Source organism: Aeromonas eucrenophila, from assembly GCF_000819865.1.
GTDB classification, from domain to species: domain Bacteria; phylum Pseudomonadota; class Gammaproteobacteria; order Enterobacterales; family Aeromonadaceae; genus Aeromonas; species Aeromonas eucrenophila.
In genome coordinates, this window is record NZ_CDDF01000015.1 from 1 (window position 1) to 18488 (window position 18488).

The 18488-nt window shown below is 60.8% G+C and carries 16 protein-coding genes; 8 read left to right on the top strand and 8 right to left on the bottom strand.

The features are described 5' to 3' along the window. Positions 1-400: 400 nt before the first annotated feature. Positions 401-1597: an NnrS family protein gene (locus BN1124_RS15630; RefSeq protein ID WP_042643391.1), complete on the top strand. Its 1197-nt coding sequence runs from the start codon at positions 401-403 to the stop codon at positions 1595-1597. Here BN1124_RS15630 and BN1124_RS15635 read toward each other — a convergent pair whose 3' ends face one another. Next, on the bottom strand, positions 1598-2170 hold the full coding sequence (locus BN1124_RS15635; RefSeq protein WP_042643392.1) for a helix-turn-helix domain-containing protein: 573 nt from the start codon (positions 2168-2170) through the stop codon (positions 1598-1600). 115 nt (positions 2171-2285) lie between these two features. Here BN1124_RS15635 and BN1124_RS15640 point away from each other — a divergent pair, with 115 nt between their 5' ends. After that, positions 2286-3437: a benzoate/H(+) symporter BenE family transporter gene (locus BN1124_RS15640; protein WP_042643393.1), complete on the top strand. Its 1152-nt coding sequence runs from the start codon at positions 2286-2288 to the stop codon at positions 3435-3437. A gap of 146 nt (positions 3438-3583) precedes the next feature. Beyond that, positions 3584-4645, top strand: a complete 1062-nt coding sequence (locus tag BN1124_RS15645; protein WP_042643394.1) for a DUF3103 family protein — start codon at positions 3584-3586, stop codon at positions 4643-4645. Between the two features lie 68 nt (positions 4646-4713). On the opposite strand, the gene metF is transcribed toward BN1124_RS15645, so the two are convergent. Further along, entirely contained in the window at positions 4714-5610 is an 897-nt protein-coding gene (gene metF / locus BN1124_RS15650) for a methylenetetrahydrofolate reductase (protein WP_042643395.1), read from the bottom strand. Between the two features lie 329 nt (positions 5611-5939). On the opposite strand from metF, the gene BN1124_RS15655 reads away from it, so the two are divergent. Next, positions 5940-6734, top strand: a complete 795-nt coding sequence (locus tag BN1124_RS15655; RefSeq protein ID WP_042643397.1) for a GNAT family N-acetyltransferase — start codon at positions 5940-5942, stop codon at positions 6732-6734. 54 nt (positions 6735-6788) lie between these two features. Here BN1124_RS15655 and BN1124_RS15660 read toward each other — a convergent pair whose 3' ends face one another. From BN1124_RS15660 to BN1124_RS15670, 3 genes are all read right to left on the bottom strand, one after another. Beyond that, positions 6789-8261, bottom strand: coding sequence for an ABC transporter substrate-binding protein (locus tag BN1124_RS15660; RefSeq protein WP_042643398.1), 1473 nt, complete (start codon positions 8259-8261; stop codon positions 6789-6791). An 8-nt stretch (positions 8262-8269) separates the two neighbouring features. Continuing rightward, positions 8270-10249 carry a methyl-accepting chemotaxis protein gene (locus tag BN1124_RS15665; protein ID WP_042643400.1) on the bottom strand — a complete coding sequence of 660 codons (1980 nt, stop codon included), beginning with the start codon at positions 10247-10249 and terminating at the stop codon, positions 8270-8272. A 204-nt stretch (positions 10250-10453) separates the two neighbouring features. Next, positions 10454-11065 carry an OmpW family outer membrane protein gene (locus BN1124_RS15670; protein ID WP_042643401.1) on the bottom strand — a complete coding sequence of 204 codons (612 nt, stop codon included), beginning with the start codon at positions 11063-11065 and terminating at the stop codon, positions 10454-10456. 324 nt (positions 11066-11389) lie between these two features. Here BN1124_RS15670 and BN1124_RS21770 point away from each other — a divergent pair, with 324 nt between their 5' ends. Continuing rightward, entirely contained in the window at positions 11390-11515 is a 126-nt protein-coding gene (locus tag BN1124_RS21770; RefSeq protein WP_269429054.1) for a hypothetical protein, read from the top strand. 184 nt (positions 11516-11699) lie between these two features. Here the strand turns inward: BN1124_RS21770 and uvrA are convergent, their stop codons facing one another. Both uvrA and BN1124_RS15680 read right to left on the bottom strand, forming a co-directional pair. After that, a complete protein-coding gene (gene uvrA, locus BN1124_RS15675; RefSeq protein ID WP_042643402.1) occupies positions 11700-14528 on the bottom strand; it encodes an excinuclease ABC subunit UvrA in 2829 nt (942 codons plus the stop codon). Between the two features lie 95 nt (positions 14529-14623). Next, the gene (locus BN1124_RS15680) at positions 14624-15262 is read right to left on the bottom strand and encodes a LuxR C-terminal-related transcriptional regulator (protein WP_197066227.1); all 639 of its coding nucleotides are present in this window, start codon (positions 15260-15262) and stop codon (positions 14624-14626) included. A gap of 511 nt (positions 15263-15773) precedes the next feature. On the opposite strand from BN1124_RS15680, the gene BN1124_RS15685 reads away from it, so the two are divergent. Both BN1124_RS15685 and BN1124_RS15690 read left to right on the top strand, forming a co-directional pair. Next, on the top strand, positions 15774-16355 hold the full coding sequence (locus tag BN1124_RS15685; RefSeq protein ID WP_033129776.1) for a single-stranded DNA-binding protein: 582 nt from the start codon (positions 15774-15776) through the stop codon (positions 16353-16355). Between the two features lie 168 nt (positions 16356-16523). After that, a complete protein-coding gene (locus BN1124_RS15690) occupies positions 16524-17294 on the top strand; it encodes a substrate-binding periplasmic protein (RefSeq protein WP_042643406.1) in 771 nt (256 codons plus the stop codon). Between the two features lie 47 nt (positions 17295-17341). Here the strand turns inward: BN1124_RS15690 and BN1124_RS21775 are convergent, their stop codons facing one another. Further along, a complete protein-coding gene (locus tag BN1124_RS21775) occupies positions 17342-17464 on the bottom strand; it encodes a hypothetical protein (RefSeq protein WP_100860060.1) in 123 nt (40 codons plus the stop codon). Between the two features lie 542 nt (positions 17465-18006). On the opposite strand from BN1124_RS21775, the gene yjbD reads away from it, so the two are divergent. After that, positions 18007-18291: a DUF3811 domain-containing protein gene (yjbD, locus tag BN1124_RS15695; protein WP_042643408.1), complete on the top strand. Its 285-nt coding sequence runs from the start codon at positions 18007-18009 to the stop codon at positions 18289-18291. The last annotated feature ends 197 nt before the right edge of the window (positions 18292-18488 follow it).

The window sequence follows — 18488 nt, forward strand, 5'->3', positions numbered from 1 at the left end:
ATCAAAAATTAATTTTGATGCTCGATGCTGTGAGTGCCCACACAGATTGCTTGATTCAAATTGTTAAAGAGCGTCACGCTTATCGCGCTGAGGAGGCGCATATTACGCCCCTCACTTCGAAAGTCAAGCGCTTGTTTTCGCTTTTCTTTCGGCGCCCGCTTCAGTGTGAAGCTAGCTCATCAGTCCGGCGTAGTCCGCCGTGCTGGTAGGGGCGCATTATAGGGAGCCAGCGCACGATGACAAGGGCTTTTTTGTCATTGTTGTTCGTTCGCTCAGATATGCATCATATCGGTAGTTTTCCACCCAGAATGCGCTTTAGATGGGCTCGCGGTGATTTTAATTGAACATCCTGGGCATCACCTTATAATAAACATATCAGATGTCACATTAAGGTTGCCCCATGCACCAGATCCTCGATAGCCATAAAGAAGAGCGAATACTTCCCCTGTTTCGTTTAGGGTTCAGGCCCTTCTTCTTGCTCGGCGCGCTCTTTTCCTGCCTGGCCATGCTTGGCTGGCTCGGGCAGCTCAACGGCTGGATCCAGTTGCCCGGGCTCTCCAACCCCGTCTGGTGGCATGCCCATGAGATGTTGTTCGGCTTCGGTGCATCTATAGTGGCGGGCTTCCTGCTGACCGCCGTCCAGAACTGGACGGCTCACCCCGGCGTTCGCGGCTGGCCCTTGGCGCTGGTCGTGGGACTATGGGCTCTACCAAGATGCCTGCTGCCCTGGGCGGGGGAGGGTAATGTCGTCCTGATGGCGGCGGATCTGGCCTGGCTACCGCTCTGTGCCTGGTTCCTCGCCAAGCCCATCATCATCACACGCCAGTGGCGCAACCTGTTCTTCGTGCCCTTGCTGCTGATTTTGACCCTGCTCAATGGCGCCAGCTGGCTGTGGCGGGATGATTGGCTCGCCATGGAGCACTTGCTGATCACGACGGTGCTGCTGTTCACCACCCTGATTGCTGTGATGGGAGGGCGAGTCATCCCCTTCTTTACCGCCAGAGCCACAGGCACGGAGAAAGCCGTTCCCCTGCCATGGCTGGAGCGCGGTGCCCTCGCCTCCCTGTGGTTGATCATGCTGCTCTGGTTGCTGCTGCCCACAGCGTGGACCACCAGCCTTTATATGGTGCCTCTATATATAGTGGCGGCGGGCCTGCATCTGTGGCGACAACTGCGCTGGCAGCCCAAGTCAACGCTCGCCCATCCCCTGCTGTGGTCACTGCATCTGGCTTACCTCTTCATCCCTCTTGGTCTGCTCGCCCTCTCGGCTCAGGCCGCAGGCTTACCCATCACGCTCTCGGTCGCCAGTCACCTGCTCAGCGCTGGCTGCATAGGTACCATGATCCTGGGGATGATTGCCCGGGTGTCCCTCGGCCACAGTGGCAGGGCGCTGCGGGTGGGGCGCAGGATCACGGCGGCATTTGGCCTCGTCATACTGTCCGCCCTGCTCCGGGTGCTGATCCCGCAACTCTGGCCCGCCTTTACCCTGGTAGGCTGGAACCTGAGTGGCTGGAGCTGGATAGCGGCCTATGGCCTGTTTGTCTGGGTCTATGCCCCCATCTTGAGCCAGCCCAGGGCCGATGGACGCCCGGGCTAATCAGCGAGAACTCGTGGCGGGATAATGGATCAGGTTATGGAAGACGGCCGGGGCTATCCCCAGATTGCGGTAGCCATGGGGGCGGTCGGCGGCGAAGCGCACCGCCTCCCCCTGCGCGAGTGAACGCCAGTCCCCATCGATCAAGACCTCCATCGCGCCGCTGATGACGATGACGTGCTCGGTGACCCCGGGCTCATGGGGCTCGGATTCCCGCTGATAGCCGGGCAACAGGGTGAGCTCGAACAACTCGAAACCAAAACGGCCTTCATAGGGGAAGAGCGGAGCCACCTGCATGCCCTCTCCCGCCGGTTGCTGGCGGATCTCATCGGCAACCCGATAGAAGGTCTTCTCACTCTCACTCGGGGCCGGCTCGATGAAGCTGGAGAAGGAGACCCGAAAGCCGGTGGCGATCTTCCACAGGGTCGCCACCGTCGGGCTGGATTCCCCCCGCTCTATCTGCCCCAGCATGGCCTTGCTCACCCCGGTCTCACGGGCGGCCACATCCAGGCTCCAGCCCATCTCGCCACGCAGCTCCTTCAGCCGCTGGGCCAGATGTTGATTCATCTCCTGCATGCTTTCCCCTTGAATGTTGTTTGACCACCTTGTGCGCTATAGCGCACATCGCTATAGTCAAAGCCGTATTGTACGTAATAACGCACAAGCTATCAGCATCCAACAAGGAAGTGTCATGCCCTTTGCCTTACCACATCTTGCCGCAGGTCTGATCGCCGTGCTGGTCGGCTACACCAGCTCGGTCGTACTGATCATCCAGGCCGCCACCGCCGCCGGAGCCGATACAGCCCAAGTCTCTTCCTGGCTATGGACGCTGGGGATCGGCATGGGGGTGAGCTGCATCGGCCTCTCCCTCTATTACCGCGTCCCGGTGTTGACCGCCTGGTCCACCCCGGGAGCCGCCCTGCTCATCACCAGCCTGGGCAACTTCAGCCTGGGAGAGGCCATAGGTGCCTTCGTCATCTCTTCCCTGCTGATCACCCTGTGCGGGATCAGCGGCTGGTTCGATCGCCTGATGCGCCATATCCCGGCGCCACTGGCCGCGGCCATGCTGGCCGGGGTCTTGCTCCGCTTCGGACTGGATCTGTTCAAGGTGGCACCGCAGGATCCCCTGCTGCTGGGGGCACTGTTATTGGCCTTTTTGATCGGTCGTCACCTCTGGCCACGCTATACCATGGTGCTGGTGCTGGCGACCGGCATACTGCTCTGCACCCTGAGGGGTGAGTTGCAGCTGAGCACAGTCCACTGGCAACTCTCCAGCCCGGTCTGGATCACGCCGACATTCTCCCTGGATGCCCTGCTGGGTATAGCCCTGCCGCTGTTCATCGTCACCATGACGTCGCAGAACATGCCCGGCATCACCATACTGCGCGCCCACGGCTATCAACCTGCCACTTCCTCCCTCATCACCTGGACCGGCCTGACCGGTCTGCTGCTGGCCCCCTTCGGCGGCTACGCCTTCAACCTCGCGGCCATCACGGCCGCCATCTGCATGGGCAAGGAGGTGGATCCCGATGCCAACCGCCGCTGGCCCGCCGCGGTCTGGGCCGGTTGCTTCTACCTGCTCACCGGTTGCTTCGGAGCCACAGTGGTGGCCCTGTTCAGCGCCTTCCCCACCGCTCTGGTCACCTGCGTGGCGGGGCTGGCCCTGCTCGGCACCATAGGCAGCAGCCTGCACAGTGCGCTGCAACAGGATGGAGAGCGGGAGGCGGCACTGCTGACCTTCATCATCACGGCGTCCGGGATCAGCCTGCTCGGCGTCGGCTCCGCCTGTTGGGGACTGCTGGTCGGCATAGGGCTATATAGCGTCAACCGGCTGCGCGCCTGACCTGACCATTTGGGGAGACTCCAGTGAGACGCTGCACATAATTCGGTAAACATGGTTCACAGTTGAAACCAATTGCCGTCTAGTGAGGCCGGGGCGCATATCCTTCCCAGGATGCACCCCCTCAGACTCACCACTGGAGAACAAGAATGAGGAATCAGGCTGTCATTGTATTACTGGCCCTGCTGGGCGCCAGCGCCCAGGCCGCCGACGCGGATCGGGAGCTGGCGCGCGAGCTCGCGCTGCAACAGAAGAACCTGCTGCCCCTGCTCGGCAATCAGCAGTACCAGGCCCCGCTGCCCAACCTGCTGCAGAAGGCCAGCCCCAGGCTGAAGCGCCAAGCCACCGACGCCAACCTGGCCGTCATCGATCGGCAGGGGCTGACGGGGGAGGTCAAGCAGCTGATGCAGCTGCGGCTGGCCAACCCGGAGCAGGCCGATGCGCTGAAACAGGGCGTCGAGCCACTGATCGCCTATGTGCCGAGCGGCGATGAGCAGAGTTGGAGCGCCATCGAGGCCTTCGACGGCGCCGGCAACCCCGTCTATCTCGACGTGAACCAGGCCCCGGCACGACCGGTTCTGGTGGTGGAGGCCGATCCCGTCAAGGCCAAGAATGCCGGTCTGAAGGTGATGCGCAGGGCGCTGGCCGAGGCGGACTTGCAGGCCGCCCCCCGCGCCGCCAACAGCACGGCACCGCTCAAGACCAGCATCTTGAAGAAAATCCGGCTGAGCGATGATCAGGAGCCCTGGCTGCTCGGGGCCGCCGAGGTCTATGCCGTGGTAGCCGGGGTCAATCCCAGCCGGGACGAGCCGGTGGTGGACATTGTCGACATGCCCTACCTCGACTATGACAACACGGACTACAGTCCGAACCAGATACTGGTGTACTGGGATCGCTATCGCTGGGGCGCCGTCGATGTGGTCATGATGGAGCAGGATGACAACGTCAACTACAAGGAGCTCAGCGCCCTGCTGATCGAGGCGCTCAAGCTCGGCTTCACCGCCGGCGGCGTACCGGAAGCCCTGCCCTTCCTCGACCTCGGCGGTCGCATCGTCAAGGCATTGCCCGACTCCTGGATGACCAACAACGACGACTACCTGGATACCTTCTACACCCTGGAGCAGGACCAGAGTTATCAGCAATATCCCGGCGCCGCCGGCAATGCCGTCATCACGCTGGAGCCCAAGGAGATCCAGCCGACCCGGCCCTGACGCACGGCCATAGCAAAAAAGCCAATGAGGTGACTCATTGGCTTTTTTTGTCTCAACTGCGAGCGGGATCAGGCCTGGCCTTTGGGCCTCACACCCAGGGTATGGCAGATGGCATAGGTCAGCTCGGAGCGGTTCAGGGTATAGAAGTGGAAGTCCTTCACCCCTTCCTGACTCAGCACCCTCACCTGATCGATGGCGATGCTGGCCCCCACCATGTTGCGGGTGGTCTGATCGTTGTCCAGCCCCTCGAAGCGCTGGTGCATCCAGCGCGGGATCTTCACGTTGGTGAAGCCGGCGAACTTCGCCAGGGTCTGGTAGTTGGAGACCGGCAGTATCCCCGGCACGATTTCGGCGTCGATGCCGATGGCGGCGCAACGATCACGAAAGCGCAGGTAGGTCTCCACATCGAAGAAGAACTGAGTGATGGCGCGGTTGGCACCCGCATCTATCTTGCGCTTGAGGCTCAGCAGATCGGACTGCGCGCTGCGCGCCTCGGGGTGGCCTTCCGGGTAGGCGGCGACCGAGATGTCGAAGTCTGCCTCGGACTTGAGCAGGGCGACCAGATCGGTGGCATACATGTCGGGCTTGTCGACGCCGGGAGGCAAGTCACCACGCAGGGCGACGATGTGGCGGATGCCGCTGTTCCAGTAGTCACGGGCTATGGTGCGCAGCTCGTCGCGGCTGGCATCGATACAGGTCAGGTGCGGGGCTGCGATGAGGCCGGTGCGCTCCTTGATGTCTTTGATCACCTTGTGGGTGCGATCCCGGGTGCCGGAGTTGGCGCCATAGGTCACGGAGACGAACTTGGGTTCCAGCACCTGGAGCCGCTCGATGGATTGCCACAGGGTGTTTTCCATCCCTTCGCTGTTGGGCGGGAAAAACTCGAAGCTGACCGAAATGTTGTTACCCAAATCCGCCAGACTCTGGTTGAGTGCCTCAACCTGACGCGCGCTGTGAAATCCCATCTGTTCTCTCCCTGTCCTGCCACCGGTTCCTCTACGCCAAAACGGATGTTTGGACGTCTAAACGTCTTTCTATCTTTATGACAAAACCGATCAAAGTCAACACCGATTTGCGGCCAGATCCTGTCTCGCCAGTTTTTTTATTTGGCAATTCAGCATAAGTAACGATTGGCCCCCATCCCAAAATGGGCCTAGGCAGGCTATGATGCGGGCGGATCGTCCTGGACGTTCTGAATCTGCGTGTGATTGTTTGGCCGGGTCTTCCCGGCCTTTTTTTAACTTATTCCCCCAACCTGCCGATAATCGATTGAGTCATCAGCAGGAGCCCCACCATGGAAGATCACCCCGGCTTTGCCACCGATTTACTGTTCGACCGCTATCAGGGCGAGGTGACGGATCACGACAGGTTCTGGGCCGTCAAAACCCCGAGTGCCCCGGATTACTACTTCGGCAACTATCTGCTGCTGCCAACCCCGCCCAGCGACCGCGACAAAGGCTGGCTCGAGGCCAGCTTCGATCAGCTGATCGGTCAGGATCCCGGGATCCAGCACCGCACCTTCCAGTGGCCGCTGGCCGAGGGACAAAATAGCCGGGTCGCCGGCTTCGTGGCGGCGGGTTACCAATACATGGAGTGCGTGGTGCTGGCGCTGGACGAGCGCAGCTGGCAAGCACCGGCAGGGCCGACTGCCGGTCCGGCCCGGGCCTTTACCGCCGCCGACTGGGATGACTGGCTGGCGCTGGAGTTGGATGAGCGCGATCCCGGCCATTCGGAAGCAAATTATCTGCCTTATCTGCAGTCACGGCGCCGCCTGTATCAGGCCATGATCGCCGATGGACTGGGGCAATGGTGGGGGATCTGGCAGCAAGGCAAGCTGGTCGCCAGCTGCGGGTTGTTCTTCACCGGCAATATGGGACGTTTTCAGCTGGTCCGCACCCGCCAAGACTGGCGCAATCACGGACTCTGCCGCCAGCTGCTGAGCCAAGTTGCGCGCCTGGGACTGGCGCAGGCCGAGCGCCTCATCATAGTGGCCGATGAGCATTATCATGCCCAGCGTGTCTACCGCTCGCTGGGCTTCTCACCGGTGGCCCGCATCGGCAGCCTGTGTCGCTGGCACTTGCCTCAATAACAGATAGAAATGAAAACGGGAGGCGATGCCTCCCGTTGTTTATGCTACTTCAAGTCACTGCTGCGGTGTTTCCAACTCGTTGGACAAGGCTTGCTCAACCTCGGCTGAGGGGGTCGATACTGGTGCCACCGCCGCCGAGGCGATCGGGGTCATGGCCGGCGCCGCCTCGGTGGACGCGGGCAGCGTCGCACCGGCCGCCGACGGGGCAGACACGGCGCCATCCCCCGGAGCTGCGGGATCGGCGACAGGAGTAGCCGGGGCCGCACACTGACACTCCTCTCCCCTGGCTTGCTCCGTCTGATGAGGGGGATACCAGCCCTTCAGCCCTTGCTCCAGTTGCTGCGCCGCCGCCAGGGGGGCCAGCTTGCCAAGCAACACTTCCTGACTCACCTCGGCCAGCTCATCCCCCAGCTTGGGCGTGCCGCGAGAGAGGATCTGGGTGGCAACCCGGATGGTGGAGTCACACTGATCCCGCCATTCCATCATCTCCTTCGCCGCCGGGTTGGTGACCTCGAAGAAGTGGTTGGAGAGGGAGAAAAAGCCGGGCAACGAGTTGGTATAGAGCTCGGCAAACTGGGAGGTGGTCAGCCACTGCAGGAAGGTCATGGCCGCCTCCTTGTTCTTGCTGGCCGGGTTCATCCCCATGCCGATGTCGGTGTGATCGGTGAAGAAGCAGCCGTCCCCCTGTTTCGCCACCGGCGGACGCATGACGCCGAAATCGACCTTGCCGGTGAAGGGAGCTATCTCCCAGGAGCCGGCCGCGTAGAAGGCGGCCTTGCCGGCGGTGAACAAGGCATTGGTGGTGGCGTAGTCGCGGCTCTCGCCGCCCTCCCCCAGGTAGGATCGCCAGCGGGCCAGCTCCTCGAACACCTTGACGTATTGCGGGTTGTCTAACCGCTCCTGACCACCAAGCAGCGCCAGCCGGCCATCCTCCCCCTTCCAGTAGTTCGGGCCTATGTTCTGGAAGCCGAGCTCGGATGCCACCCAGCTCTCGGATCCACTCATGGCCAACGGCACATAACGACCATCCGCCTTCACCTTGTCGAGGGCGGCGAAGAAATCGTCGCGGGTCTGCGGCACCGAGAGGCCCAGCTCGCTGAAGATCTGCTTGTTATAGAAGAAACCGTGAATGACGGAGGCCATGGGCACGCAGAAGGTCTGGGCCCCGGAATCCGTCTGCCAGGGAGATTGGGCGAAGCTCGGGAAGTTTTCCATCCCGGCCATCTCGCTCAGCTCCGCCAGATGACCGGCTTTGAACAGAGCCAGGGAGTCATCGAACGGGCGACAGGTGATGAGATCCCCGGCCTTGCCCTCCTTCAGGCTGGTCCAGAGCGTCGGCATATAGTCGACGTTCTGCACCCCGTTGAACTTCACCTCTATGCCCGGATGGGCCGCCTCGAAGGCGGGGATGATCTTCTGCTCCCACAGGGCCTTGTCATCGATGCGCCAGCTCTCGATCACCAACTCACTGGCCATCAGCTGGCCACACAACAGGAGACTCAGGGCCCCGATCCACTTGTTAGTCATAAGCCCTCCTATACCTTGAAATGCGCGATCAATTGCTGCTGTTTGGCCACCAGATCCGCCAGCACTTCGCTGCTGCTGGCCGATTCCCGTGCCTCCCGCTCGGTCTCGTACGCCACGTCGGCAATCCCGGCGATGTGACGGGCGACCCCCTGGCTGACCGAGATCTGCTCCTGGGCCGCATGGGCCACCTGATCCGCCATCGACTTGATGGCGCTCATCCGCTCGGCGATGGATTGCAGTGCCAGATCCATCTCGCGGGTCTGATCCACGCAGTGGTGGGTCTGCTCCTGGCTGCGGCCCATCACCTCCACCACCTGCCGGCTCGAGCTCTGCAGGTTCTCGATCATGGCCTGGATCTCCTCGGTCGAGGTCTGGGTCCGGTTCGCCAACGCCCGCACCTCGTCCGCCACCACGGCAAAGCCCCGGCCGGCATCACCGGCCCGGGCCGCCTCGATGGCGGCATTGAGCGCCAGCAGGTTGGTCTGCTCGGCGATGCTGCGGATCACGTCCAGAATGCTGCCGATGTTGTTGCTAAATTCCCCCAGCTTGTGGGTGATGCCGACCGCCTCCGCCATGGCGCCTGCCAGTTGCTCGGTGATCTGGCGGGTCGTCGCCACCTGTTGGCGACCCGCGCGAGCCTCCTCGTCGGCCAGATCCACCTCCCGCTTGGTGCCGTCGGTGGAGCGGGCCACCTCGGTGGCGCTCACTTCCAGCTCGGTGATGGCGGCGGCGACCTGATCGGTCTGGCTCTTCTGATCCTGCACCCTGGACATGGCCCTCTCGCTTATCTCGGCGGCGCGGCTCGCCTCCTCCACCAGATGGCGGGAGCCGGCATTGATCTGGGAGAGCAGCTCGCCTGTCTTGTCCGCCAGGGTATTGATGGAGCGGGTCAGGCTGCCAAATTCGCAGCGGCTCTGGTAGTCGATGCGCCGCGTCATGTCACCGGTCGCCATGCGATCCAGCTCCCTGTCGATCAGTTGCAGCGGACGCTGGATGCTGCGGGCCGTGGTGTAGCCGATGATGAGCGCGGCGGCGGCCGAGATGGCCGCGACCAGCAGGATCCAGAAACTGGCGCTGCTGACCGCATCATCCGCACTGACTCGGCTCTGGCTGGCGATGCTGCCCGCCGACTTGCCCATCTCGTCGAGCAACGCCAGGCTGTTGGCCAGGCTGGTGTCGAGCTGCTGGTTCAGGCTCTGCAAGGAGGCGGCGAGTTGCTGGGCCTGGCGCATGGTGGCCAGCAGCCCCTGCGGGCCGAGCGCCAGCTCCTGCATCCGATCCAGGTTGACGATGAAACGCTGCCGCACATCGTCGGGGACCAGCACCCGTTCGAGCCGCTTGCGGGCCATCTCTATGTCCTTGCCCAGCACCCGCTCCAGCTCGTTGAGATCGGTGCCGGCATCGGCGCGGCGGATGTTCTTCAGATCCCGGGCGATACCGGAGGTGATGAGCTCGGCCTTGTTGCGCATGGATCGCTTGGCGGACGCCTGTTGCAGCAACAAGTCCGCCGCCCACTGGTAGGTATCCTCCAGCCGGATGAAGGCAAGCTCCAGCTGATGACGGCGATCCAGGGCCGCCACCCACTGGCCATGTTGGGCCAGCACCTGATCCGCCAGGCCGTAGAAGCCCTGGGTGGCGGCAGCCACCTGGCGGAAGCGCGCATTGGCCTCCTCCACCCCGGTGAACCTGTCCATGTTCTGGCTCAATGTGGCGAACTGCGCCTGCTGCGCCTTGAACTGACTGGCCAGCGGCGGCAGCTGGGCCGCGTCTTCACTGGTTCTGTAGGTCAACACCCAGCGGTTGCTGTCCTGCAGCGCACCCTTGAGCCCGGCGACGGCGATCACCAGAGGGGTGGCGCGATCCGACACCTGGGACAGCCCCTCGTTGATGCCCCGGATCTTCAAGATACTGATAAAGCCAAGCAGGACCAGCAGCAACAGCATCAGCACAAATCCGGCGATGATCCGCTGCACGATAGATAAACCCATAGAGACATCCTCACTCGTTGGGAAATTGACGTGGACGCAGAGACTATCGGCAGGGGGAGGCGATGGGAGAGTAGCAAGTGGGGCTGATAACGGATGAGATCACGAATAATGCCCGATTTCGGGCATAAAAGGGCCCGGACAGAGCCGGGCCAAAGAGACGTGCATGTTGATATCGACCTTGAGGCGGCCGACTTCTTCAACTCATCAGAAGCGATGGCCGACGCCGACCATGAAGGCGACCGGATCGATGGAGGTATTGATGGTGCCCACCGCGGTGTGCACCTCGGTGTCTATGTCCATGATCCAGGCGGAGGCGTTGACGAACCAGCGATCGTTGATCGCCATGTCCAGACCCACCTGACCCGCCAGTCCCCAGGAGGAGTCGACGTTGACATCCGTCCCCGCCAGCGCACCGCGCCCCTCTTCATCGAAGAACACCGTGTAGTTGATGCCGGCACCGACATAGGGACGCACCTTGCTGTTGGCGTCCCCGAAGTAGTATTGCGCCATCAGGGTCGGTGGCAGGTGTTTGACCTTGGCGACCTCGCCCAGCCCCGGCGTCGATACCGAGTGAGAGAATGGCGTGGCGGCCAGCAGCTCGACCCCCCAGTTGTCGGTGAGCATGTAGGAGAGGGTCAGCCCCAGCTGTATGTTGCTGTCGATATCCAGCTCGCCCGTGCCCAGCACGTCGTCGCTGCTGGTCTGGGGGGAGACAAATGCCAGGCCACCACGAACCAGAATATCGCCGGCCTGGTGAGCCATGGCAACGGGGGAAGCAACAGCGGCTGCGATCAGCAGAGGAAGGATCTTTTTCATCACGTATTTCCTTTTTGTTTTCGTTCTATGTTGTAAGCCCGAAAACTATAAAAGGATGTGAATGGACGGTTATTGATTTAGCTCAATAGTTATCAAGAAATAGATGGATGTACGTAATAGCTTTAATTGGTGGCAAAACAATCAACAAATGACAATTTATCTTTATAAAACAATGCAATAAAAACAATTAACATTATGACACCTCTATTTAAATACAAATCAAATACACCTTTAAACCCTTAAAAACCCCGTGCAGTAGTTGTTTAACACGCATTATCCGCGTATTTTATTAAAGCAATGTAGCCGGGCTGTAATTTAATCTTTATGAAACCACAAACACGCAGAGACAAAATCATCGGCATCCTGGCCGCCGTCTGGGGAATAGGCTCCTTCCTGTTTATCTTGCTTGGCTTTGTTTTCGCCCTCGCCTTCCTGATGCTGGTCCACTGATCCCTTCTTTTTTCGACCCTGCCGGCACCTCGGCTGCTGGCGGAGATCGGACGACCCCGTTTTACCCTTGCTCATCCAGCCCCGACTGGCGATCCCCCTGATCTTCGATCGCAAGCAGTGGTGGCGAGCGGGCTGCGCGCCCAACAAAAAAGGGGCCTGAGCCCCTTGTCTGTCTGCTGTCTGTTTACTTGCCCAACAGCGGCGCCAGGAAGCGGGCCGTGTGGGACTCCTTGCAGCGGATCATCTCCTCCGGCGTGCCTGTCACCAGGATGCGGCCACCGCCTGCGCCCCCTTCCGGGCCGAGATCGACGATCCAGTCGGCGGTCTTGATGACGTCCAGATTGTGCTCGATGATGACGATGGTGTTGCCCCTGTCCCGCAGCTGGTGCAGTACCTTGAGCAGTTGCTGGATGTCGTGGAAGTGCAGGCCCGTGGTCGGCTCATCCAGGATGTAGAGGGTCTGGCCGGTGTCGCGCTTGGACAGCTCCCGCGCCAGCTTGACCCGCTGCGCCTCGCCGCCGGACAAGGTGGTGGCGGACTGGCCGAGCCGGATGTAGGAGAGGCCCACATCCATCAGGGTTTGCAGCTTGCGCGCCACCGCCGGCACGGGGTCGAAGAACTCCCGGGCATCCTCTACCGTCATCTCCAGGATCTCGTGGATGTTCTTGCTCTTGTACTTCACCTCCAGCGTCTCGCGGTTGTAGCGCTTGCCCTTGCAGACGTCGCACGGCACGTAGACATCCGGCAGGAAGTGCATCTCCACCTTGATGACCCCGTCCCCCTGACAGGCCTCGCAGCGCCCGCCCTTCACGTTGAAGGAGAAACGGCCCGGCAGGTAACCGCGGGAGCGCGCCTCCTGGGTGCCGGACAGCAGCTCGCGGATCGGGGTGAACAGGCCGGTGTAGGTCGCCGGGTTGGATCTCGGGGTGCGGCCGATGGGGCTCTGGTCTATGTCCACCACCTTGTCCAAATGCTCCAGCCCTTCCACGCTGCGATAAGGTGCCGGGGTCGATTCGGTGGCCTTGTTCAGCTCCCGGTGGGCGATGCGGAACAGGGTGTCGTTGATCAGGGTCGACTTGCCGGAGCCAGACACCCCGGTGACGCAGGTCATCACCCCTATGGGCAGATCCAGGTTGACGTTGCGCAGGTTGTTGCCGCTCGCCCCCTTCAATTTCAACCACTTGCCGGTGAGCGGCGTGCGCTCGGCGGGAATGGCGATCTGCTTGCGGCCGGAGAGGTAGTCACCGGTCAGGGAATCCGGGTTGGCGATGATCTCTTCCGGCGTGCCTTGCGCGACTATGGCGCCGCCGTGCACACCCGCGCCGGGGCCTATGTCGAGCACGTGATCGGCGAGACGAATGGCATCCTCGTCGTGCTCCACCACTATCACTGTGTTGCCGAGGTCGCGCAGGTGGGTGAGGGTCTTGAGCAGCCGCTCGTTGTCGCGCTGATGCAGACCGATAGAGGGCTCATCCAGCACATACATGACCCCCACCAGGCCGGCACCGATCTGGCTGGCCAGCCGGATACGCTGGGCCTCGCCGCCGGAGAGGGTCTCGGCGCTGCGGGACAGGCTCAGGTAGTTGAGGCCGACGTTGACCAGGAAGCCGAGCCGCTCGACGATCTCTTTCAAGATCTTCTCGGCGATCTGGGCACGCTGGCCGGTCAGCTCGATGCCGGCGAAGAACGCCAGCGCATCGCCGATGGATTGCTCGGCGATAGCGGGCAGGTTGCGGTTATCCACGAACACGTGGCGCGCCTCCTCCCGCAGCCGGCTGCCACCGCAGCTGGTGCACGACTTGTTGGCGATGTACTTGGAGAGCTCTTCCCGCACCGAGTTGGATTCGGTCTCCCGGTAGCGGCGCTCCATGTTGTGCAGGATCCCCTCGAACGGGTGCTTGCGCACCACCACATCGCCGCGATCGTTCATGTAGCGGAACTCGATCTCGGTGCGACCCGAGCCACGCAGGATCACCTCCTGGGTCTTGGCCGGCAGATCCTCCCAGGGGCTCTCCAGATCGAACTTGTAGTGCTCGGAGAGGGATTTGAGCATCTGGAAGTAATAGAAGCTGCGCTTGTCCCAACCGCGGATGGCGCCACCGGACAGGCTCTGGCTCGGGTCGTGGATCAGCTTGGCGGGATCGAAATATTGCTGCACCCCGAGGCCGTCACAGGTCGGGCAGGCGCCGGCCGGGTTGTTGAAGGAGAAGATGCGCGGCTCCAGCTCCGACATGGAGTAACCGCACTCGGGACAGGCGAAGTTGGCGGAGAAGATCATGGGTTCGACCCCTTCCTCCCCGTCCATGGGCGCCACCAGGACTATGCCGCCGGAGAGCGTCAGCGCCGTCTCGAAAGATTCGGCGAGGCGCAGGGCCAGATCGGCGCGCACCTTGAAGCGGTCCACCACCACTTCGATGGTGTGCTTCTTGTGCAGCTCCAGCGGGGGAGGATCGGAGAGATCGCACACCTCGCCATCGATACGGGCACGGATATAGCCCTGGGCCGCCAGGTTTTCCAGCAACTTGGTGTGTTCGCCCTTGCGATCGCGCACCACGGGAGCCAGCAGCATCAGCTTGCTGCCCTCGGGCTGAGCCAGCACCAGGTCCACCATCTGGCTGATGGTCTGGGCGGCGAGCGGGATGGCGTGGGTCGGGCAACGTGGCTCACCGACCCGTGCAAACAGCAGCCGCAGGTAGTCGTAGATCTCGGTGATGGTCCCCACGGTCGAGCGCGGGTTGTGGGAAGTGGACTTCTGCTCGATGGAGATGGCCGGTGACAGCCCCTCGATATGATCCACATCCGGCTTCTCCATCAGGGAGAGAAACTGGCGGGCATAGGCGGAGAGAGACTCCACGTAGCGGCGCTGCCCCTCGGCATAGAGGGTATCGAACGCCAGCGAGGACTTGCCGGAGCCGGACAGACCGGTGACCACGATCAACTTGTCGCGGGGCAGGATCAGGTTGATGTTCTTGAGATTGTGGGTGCGGGCACCCCGGATCACGATCTTTTCCATCTTCTTGCACGCTCGATACACAAACCAGAGCGAATCAGTATGGCATAGAGACTACTGGATGAATAGACAGGTTTTTATCATCCTCACCCGGCTTTTCAGAGATATTCTTTGGCCCAGCTCACCGCCTGCAGGCGGTTCTTGACGTTCAGCTTCTTGAAGACGTTATAGAGGTGGGACTTGATGGTGTGCTCGCTCACGAACAGGCTGTCGGCGATCTCGGTGTTGGAGGCCCCGGTCATCAGGTGACGCACGATCTCCTGCTCGCGGGCCGTCAGCAGCGTCTGATTGCGCAGTGGCTGTCCGCTCCCCTTGCGGTAGTAATCCACCAGATCACACAACAGGTGGCGCGGGATCCAGTACTCCCCCTGCAACACCTTGCGGATGCCGATCACCAGTCGATCCAGACTGTCCTGGCGGAAGAAGAGCCCGCTGGTGTGGGGCCACATCAGCAACAGCTCCCGATCCGTGCTGGTCGGGGCATTGAGCAACACGGCGCTGGCCTTGTCGAAGCGCTCGCAGATCGCCTTGCTCCAATCGGCTTGCTGCGCCGTCTTGAGGTAATCCAGATCGATCAGGAACAGTGGCTGACTGTCCGCCTCCGAGGGGACGGGCAGCGCATCCAGCTCTCCGACCAGCAAAATGGACAAGCCAAGCTGTTCGCCGAGGTGACGCTGGAAACTGACGGCTTGTGCGTTGTGTTCGGTGATCAGCACTAGGGGATATTCGGGCGTCATCAAGAAAACTTCCTTGCACATTCTGGTCGGGGCTTTTTGCCAGGGAAGAGTACCAATCCCCCCTCCTGACCGAAGTATTAAAAAAGTATGAGGCGGTGCAGTGACCCCTTTGAAGCTCAGTAATTTATCAACCAATACAAATGACTAGCACGACCTCCCCATATGGGGGGTCTACTAGTGCCAACCCACACCTTAACAGCCCTCCCCCGTCGACGCAGCACTCTGTGATGTGGCTCCCTTGCTGGCAGCCCCACACCTCGGGTAAGTTACTCAGAAATCCAGCGATTGATTGACGCACTCCGGACAGGGAAGGTGTGCGATTATGCCCGCCAACTGATACTATTGCGGGCCAACGCTGCGACGGACGGCCAGTCACTGCTCTGTATGAGACGCCGTCACGACACGAGTGAAGATGCGCCTCACCCCGGTGAGCGCCACTCACCGACAGCAAACGAAATGTTGAATGGTCCGGGCATCAGGCCTGGCCGGTATATAAGGTGGAAGAGAGATTATGGCCAGTCGAGGCATCAATAAAGTCATTCTGATCGGTAACCTGGGGCAAGACCCGGAAGTGCGCTACATGCCGAGCGGCGGTGCCGTGACTAACATCACCCTGGCCACCTCCGAATCCTGGCGCGACAAGCAGACCGGTGAGCAGAAAGAGCGTACCGAATGGCACCGCGTGGTGTTCATGGGCAAGCTGGCCGAAGTCGCCGGTGAGTACCTGAAGAAGGGCTCCCAGGTCTATGTCGAAGGCAAACTGCAGACCCGCAAGTGGCAGGATCAGGGTGGCCAGGAGCGTTACACCACCGAAGTGCTGGTCGATAGCTTCACCGGCGTGATGCAAATGCTGGGTGGCCGTCCGCAAGGCGGCGCTGGCCAGGGCATGGGTGGTCAACAGTCCCAGGGCAACTGGGGTCAGCCACAACAGGCGGCGCCACAGCAAAACATGCAGCGCCCTGCCGCCGCTCCGCAACAAAACATGCAGCAACAGGGTGGCTACAGCCGTCCTCAGCAACAGCAGCAACCTCAGTCTGCCCCGCCGGTTTACAACGAGCCGCCGATGGATTTCGACGACGATATCCCGTTCTGATCAGACGAAAATCACTGCCAGGCCCTGACTGTTCAGGGCCTTTTTTTGCCTACTTCTGACGCAGCCATCCGTGCTTTCATCATGTTATTGCGACTATCCCACCCGTCTCACCTCCCCCATCTGCCGTTGTGGTTATCATCAGGGCGAGTCATTCGCCAGAGAATATGCATGGGATTCCTGAACCGCCTGCTGAGTACCATTCTGCTGCTGCATATCGGTCCCCTGGTCGCCGAGCCACTGCGGGTCGGTGTCAGTTTCGCCATCCCTCCTTACGTGATAAAGCACGAAGGCCGCGGCATCGAGCTCGATCTGCTGACCGAGGCATTTGTCGGCAGTGGCTACGAGATCCAATTCGAATACCTGCCGCTGGAGCGTACCTTTCGCATGCTGGAGAGCGGCAAGCTGGACGCCATCATTAACGTGAAGCCCGGCATGCTGAACCATGCCTATCTGTCACAACCGGTGATCACCTTCCACAACAGGGTCTTTACCCTCGACAAGACCCAGATCCGCAGCCTGGCGGATCTGAAGTCATTGCGTGTCAGCGCCTTCCAACGGGCACGGCAGATCCTGGGAGAGGATTTCGCTGGCGTGGTTGACCAGAATCCTCGCTATGAGGAGGTCGCCAGACAAGAGGGACAGGTGCAGCGGTTGCTGCTGGGGCGCACGGATGCCGTGATCCTGGAACAGAGAGTGTTCCATTACTACCTTGCTCAGTTGAGCGGCAGTGAGCCCTACTCCGGCCGCTATAACCCCAACCAGGTAAGAGAATTCGAGTTGTTCGCACCCACTCACTATCACTTCGCTTTTCGCCAGGCGGCGCAGCAACAGTGGTTCGATCGCGAGCTGAGCCGCATGAAAAAGGACGGACGCTATGAACGGATCTTTGCCGCCTACGGCACCACCTCATCCGCTGAAAACATAAAAGCCAGCCCATGACAGGCTGGCTTGATACTGGCTCCGAAGGAACTACAGCATGGGGAGCGTTACTTTATCGCGCTGCCATTTTTCAGGTCGGCTTTCTGCCGCTTAGCATCGCGCTTCTCTTTCAGTGACATCTGCGGTTTTTTCTTGGCATCTTTGCCGTGATGCTGTTCTTTGTTGCTCATCATCAGACTCCAAAATGTTACCCAGACAGTTGGAACCGAGGTTCCAGCGTGTCAGCCGAATCATAGGTCACAGTACGCTTGCAGTGTCGATCTGGGATCGCACTGATACCAGCATACCCCTAACCTCCCACCCGGATCCAGCCTCGCAGGATAACGGCGGATCCGCGGTCAGAGGCCGCATCGACCACCTGGCATGAACATCAAGGAACTCTCTCCCAATGGGTGCCATCGACTAAATCGAGTCCAAACCTGGATAACATCGAGTGACCCACACTGTCGAGTCGCCAAGGGTGGAGGCTGGCTCTTCCCCTCCCTCTCCTGTCTTGCTCCTGGGTAAGCCTGGTTCGCGCAGCACAGGTCACGTCTTCATGCGCGAAACGCAACGTCCATGCACCGCAAGCCACGGGATGTTGCCAGGAACAGGGTAAAAACGGCCCTGAAATGGCACTCAACCTGCACTTTTGAGCGCAAGTCGACGATTGCATAAGAGTCGGCCCCCGGAGTGTGCTAGGGTGGACAATCACCTGCCGCAGGAGTGCGCCATGAAAAAGCTGGAAATGAAAGACCTCACCGAGGCAGAGAAGGCCGAGATCACCTTGTTGCTGCAGAAGGCGCAGGCCAATGCCGATCACACCCTGACCAATGGGGAACGCAACAAGATCCGTGAAGAGGGGCGCCTGAAGATCGCGGCGGACCGTGCCAAGGTCGCCAAGGCAGCCTCCGCACTGGCGCGAGAGAAGGCCAAGGAGCGCGCCAAGAATCAGGTATTACCCGATACCTTCAGCTGGGCCGACTCCGTCAGCAACAAGTACCGCAGCAAACGATAACCCTTTTTTGCCATGTCCGGGCGCTTCCTGCCGTCCGGACATGGCAACCCATCCTCGCTACCTTAGTCCTGAACACATCTATAACTATCTGGTGTAAAACAACTTTTACAAAATAAACACCTTCAAATCCTCCAGATGAAGGTAATTAACACCAAGATAAAGATTGCCATGACGAGGAGAGCGTGTTTTAATCACTC